Origin of the sequence: Bradyrhizobium sp. BRP56, assembly GCF_020194035.1 — a bacterium.
Classification (GTDB): domain Bacteria; phylum Pseudomonadota; class Alphaproteobacteria; order Rhizobiales; family Xanthobacteraceae; genus Bradyrhizobium; species Bradyrhizobium australafricanum.
The window spans coordinates 1-4,421 of sequence record NZ_JADYVV010000142.1 but is presented as its reverse complement, the minus strand read 5'-3'; the positions used below and the strand labels follow the sequence as shown (position 1 = coordinate 4,421).

The following is a 4,421-nucleotide window of genomic DNA, read 5'->3' as shown; positions in this document are numbered from 1 at the left end:
GATGCTGCCGCACATGAAGCGCGGCTCTGACGGTTCGCTGACGATCTACGTCCAGAGCAAATCCCCGGGAGCGGACAAGGAGGCAAACTGGCTGCCGGCGCCGGATGGCCCGGTCTATGTGGTGATGCGACTGTACTGGCCGAAAACCACACCGCCATCGATTCTGCCGGCAGGCGAGGGGACATGGAAGCCGCCCGGCTTCAAGCGCGTATCTTAGAGATCGGATTTGTATCGGCCGGATGCGCGGAGACCGTGTCACGGATGCAGGCATTTGGCCGATATCGCCGTTCTACCGGGCTTGTGGGTGTGCGGTCCTGCACGGCAGATAAAGGAATCAGGTCGTGCTCATCATTCTGACGCTCTACCTCGTTCTGGTATGGCTGGTCTTCTCTAGGCTCAAGCTGGTCCGATGGGGCTGGGCGTCCGGCACCGTCACCGTGCTGCTCGGCGCGTTCATCCTCGCGGTATTCCTCGCGATGTTCAACTACCTGACCCCGTCGGGAAGCTTAGTCGTGATTTCCCGCGTCATGGAGGTCGCGCCCAATGTTTCCGGCGAGGTGATCGAAATCCCGGTCAAGCCAAACGAACCGGTGAAGGCCGGCGCGGTGCTGTTTCGCATTGATCCGGCACCGTTCCAGTACAAGGTCAACCAGCTCGAGGCATCGCTTGCCCAGGCACGGCAGCAGGTCAAGCAACTGAAGGCCAGTTACGAGCAGGCGACGGCGAATGTCGATGGACTGACCAAGCAGCTCGCCTTTCACACCCAGCGGCTTTCCGATTACCGCAAGCTTGTCAGCGAGGAGGCGCAGACCGCGTTTCGTCTGCAGGACGTCCAGGTGCAATACGACACAGTCGAGTTTCAGCTTCAGGCGGCCAAGGCCGCACAGCTGAGCGCACAATTGGCGATGGAGTCGGAAATCGGCGGCGTCAATACAACCGTCGCACAGATCCAGGCCCAGCTCGACCATGCGAAGTGGGAGCTCGAGCAGACGACGATCCGCGCCATCGGCGATGGTGTCGTTACGATCATGGCGCTGTCGGTCGGCGACCGCGCCATGCCGGTGCGCTCGGTGATGTCGTTCATCGTCGCAAACGATATCGTCATCACCGGCATGTTCCCGCCGAACGGATTCCGGACCATCAAGCCCGGCGCGCGGGTCAAGCTCGTCTTCGACGACGACCCTGGCCGCATCCACGAAGCGACGGTCATGGCTATCCCCCAAGGCGTGGGGCAGGGCCAGATCGCGGTCTCAGGTACGCTGGCGCGGGTCGGCTCGATCGGAGGCGCGAAGGCTTATCCGGCTGCTATTTCGATCCCGAAGACCATCGACCGTAGCCAACTCCGGCTCGGAATGCCGGGCACCGCCACCGTGTTCGCGGACAACGCCGGCGTCATCGGCCTGTTGATGTCGATCCTGGTCTGGATCGGCTCGTATACGGCATATTTATAACCGCCTTCCATTTCACTCTCGGCTCCAATCGGTAGCCCATCCAGATATCTCCGGAGAAAAAATTGGGTCTTCGATCTGCAGGCAGTATTGCAGTCCTCGTTTCGGGCACTCTTCTTGTCCAGTTGTGCTCGGGTGCTCGCGGTTACGCCCAGCAATCAACTGGTCAATTGTTGATCTCATCGGGATTCAGCCCTGTCGCTGCGACCACGCCGGAGCTGTTGAAGCGGCTGATGTCGTTCCCGCCCAATCAGTTACAGCTACGGCAGAGGAGCGGACGTCCCTACTACGTCTACGCGGATCCCTCCGGATGTACCTGTGCGTATGTGGGCAGCGTGGCCGCGATGGACAAATATCGCGCCAGTTATGGTGCATTGCCGGCAACTACGCTCTCGGCAGGCGGCTTTACGAATCCCGAGCAAAACCTGATCAACAGCATGGAAAACGATGACGCCTCAGCCCAGTTCAACGATGACGTATTTGGTCCGGATTTTTAGGTTTGCCTGATGTGCTTTCGAGCATGACGGTTCTGCGCGCTGTTGGCAGACGCGCCGCACCGACCTACCGTCGGCAGCGTTGTGTTGATAGAGACCGGCGCTTCCAGCTCCTCTGCGCAAAGGAGGAGAGATCGATCCCATCCGAACTCGTGGCGCTCCCATACGGCGAAACCGGGTCCGATCGATCGACGGTGAGGTCGGGCCAATGACAAGGCGTGTCGAATCAAGGGATACCTTCAACCATTCGGGCGGCATGGCGCCCAAGGCAGAACGCGCTTATCCCGGCCGCGATTGCGCACGAAACTGTCGCGGCGTAACGCCGGTAATTCGGCGGAAGGCGCGCGCAAAATGCGCTGGATCAGTGTAGCCCGAGGAGAATGCGATTTCGATGATCTTGGAATCCGTGTCGCGCAAGAGCTTGCTGGCATTCTCGAACCGGATGGTGTCGAGCAGATCCGAGTATGTCATGCCGGCGTACGCGAGCTTACGTTGCAAGCTCCTCGCGCTCGCGCCAGCCATCTCCGCAACCTGAGCGAGAGCCGGAAGTCCTTGGTCGAGGTAGGACGGCAACATCAACTTGAGCGTTGCGATGATGTCATGACCTGACGGGCCAGCCTGATCGTCTTGCAAGGAGAGCACTTGCTCCTTTGCGCGATTGGGAAGGCTGAGGAGCGAGATCGGCACGTCGATCCACGATGCGTCTTGTCCCGACAGGAAACGCGTGTTTGGCCAGAATGATTGACACGCGGGGCTCGGCGTATACCGGGCTTCAAACGCGATTGTAGCAGGAGCCCAATCCGGTCCGGCGAATTGCCGGACGATGTATATGGGGAAAATATTCTGAAGCCATTGTGAATGCTCGAGATGCAGGCGTCCTTTTGTTCCAGTGAGACTGCTGCAAAACTTCACGTGACCGTCGTGGCGCTCGATCCAATTCTTCAAGTTCGAGTCCTCGATCGATGCCCATTTGCAAGCCTGTTGCAGCGCGACCAACAGCGTTGGGGCATGGCCGATCAGAGTCCGGGTTTTCTCGCTCAGGTGACAATAGTGCAGACGTTGGGAAGCGAGGAATCCAAAATCCGGAATGCCCTGTGATCTTCGGGTGATTTCCGCGAAGTCGATTGCTCGCAGAATCGGAACATAATGATCGGCCTTTTCTTCCAATGATGTCGGAAGCTGAAATTTTGCCAGAAACGAACCGGTCGACGCGCCGATTTCGCTAAGGATATCGGCGAAGGGAATGAGGAATTGGCAGCGCGTCAAATGAATATTTGCCACCGGGCTGCCTCTCGATCGTAAAATGGATGCTGTATGTCGGCGGGAATTTCGCTGGGCCCGAGCGTCGGCGTTGCCGGCAAAAATGGAAGAGTTCGCAGCCCCTCTCCCGGCATGCACCGTTCTCGGCACCCCGGCGATCGGCTGCGTCGATCAGCAGAGCCTCTCCTGCGATGCGTGTCTTGCCGGCTCTTTTGGCGGCTTATGGCCAGACGGCCAACAATTCGCTGCATAGGCTTACCGAGACCAAAACTACGACCGGAAAGGAAAGCTGAGCCCTTAGTGCTGCGTTTCGATGAATTCTCTCACCATATCCTCGCAATATTACGTGCGCTCGACAATGTCGAACGAGAGCTGCTGCTTGATCGACAGATGCCTGACTTTCCCGGGCAGTCGGCCACACGGGAGCCGGAATACCCATGGCCTTAAAGCATCTGATATTCTCTAGACGGAGCATAGACTTCGTGTCCCACACCAACAGATGAGAACCGTCCGTTTGCCTTCATCCGAGGCGGTCCGCGCGGCCATTGTCGCGTCGCTGCGACACGGTGACGCAGCCATAAATGGTACAGCCCGCGCCTGCAAGATCGGCACGCGGACGTTGCAGCGTCATCTCGGCCGTATGGGAACAAGTTACCGCGCAATGCTTGCGGAGGTTCGCTTGAGTATGGCTTGCCAGCTCCTCGGGCACTCGAGCAAGCGCCTGTCCGAGGTCGCAAAATTCCTCGGCTATTCCAATGCGAGCAGTTTCAGCCGCACTTTCGCGCGTTTGATGAAAGTTCAGCCCGTTGTCTACAAGCGGCAGCAACTTGCCGGTAAACATCGCCAAGCGCTCCATCGCAGACGACCTTGCGTGATCGATAGCTGAATTAATCCACAAGGTTGGCGTGAAATGGCAAGACGCACGATTTGAATTGGAGCGAAACGTTTGGCGAGATTTCCGGGCTCCGCAAGGAGCCATTTTGTTTTTGACGTTCAACTGAAGCGCTGGGACGCTATGGTGAGCTGTACGCATCCGACGGGCGCCGTCTTGCGTGACGCGAGGTAATTCGCGAAGCGTGTAGCCTTAAGTCTAGCTTTAAGGTCATCAGGCGATGCGGGTCGAGGTTTTGGGCGGGCTGGAGCGGCGGCGGCGCTGGTCGCAGGACGACAAGGCGCGGATTGTCGAGGAGACGTTGGTGCCGGGCGCGAAGGTGACTGA

Annotated in this window: 5 protein-coding genes; 4 read left to right on the top strand and 1 reads right to left on the bottom strand. The window is 58.7% G+C overall.

Translation table 11 applies throughout. The annotated features are described in order from the left end of the window. The 3 genes from I6F38_RS42920 to I6F38_RS42910 all read left to right on the top strand — a co-directional run. The coding region (locus I6F38_RS42920; protein ID WP_225164647.1) for a DUF1214 domain-containing protein at positions 1-217 on the top strand (217 nt) is incomplete at its 5' end. Positions 218-341: 124 nt separating this feature from the next. Next, on the top strand, positions 342-1,451 hold the full coding sequence (locus I6F38_RS42915) for an HlyD family secretion protein (protein WP_225164646.1): 1,110 nt from the start codon (positions 342-344) through the stop codon (positions 1,449-1,451). Between the two features lie 62 nt (positions 1,452-1,513). Next, positions 1,514-1,945, top strand: coding sequence for a hypothetical protein (locus I6F38_RS42910; RefSeq protein WP_225164645.1), 432 nt, complete (start codon positions 1,514-1,516; stop codon positions 1,943-1,945). Between the two features lie 276 nt (positions 1,946-2,221). On the opposite strand, the gene I6F38_RS42905 is transcribed toward I6F38_RS42910, so the two are convergent. Next, a complete protein-coding gene (locus I6F38_RS42905) occupies positions 2,222-3,223 on the bottom strand; it encodes a helix-turn-helix domain-containing protein (RefSeq protein WP_225164644.1) in 1,002 nt (333 codons plus the stop codon). Between the two features lie 478 nt (positions 3,224-3,701). Between I6F38_RS42905 and I6F38_RS44350 the strand changes: the two genes are divergently transcribed. Next, positions 3,702-4,088, top strand: coding sequence for an AraC family transcriptional regulator (locus I6F38_RS44350; RefSeq protein WP_225164643.1), 387 nt, complete (start codon positions 3,702-3,704; stop codon positions 4,086-4,088). Positions 4,089-4,421 lie beyond the last annotated feature (333 nt).

Coding starts and splice junctions, on each gene's coding strand:
- I6F38_RS44350 (WP_225164643.1), top strand. CDS start 3,702: ATGAGAACCGTCCGTTTGCCTTCATCCGAGGCGGTCCGCGCGGCCATT.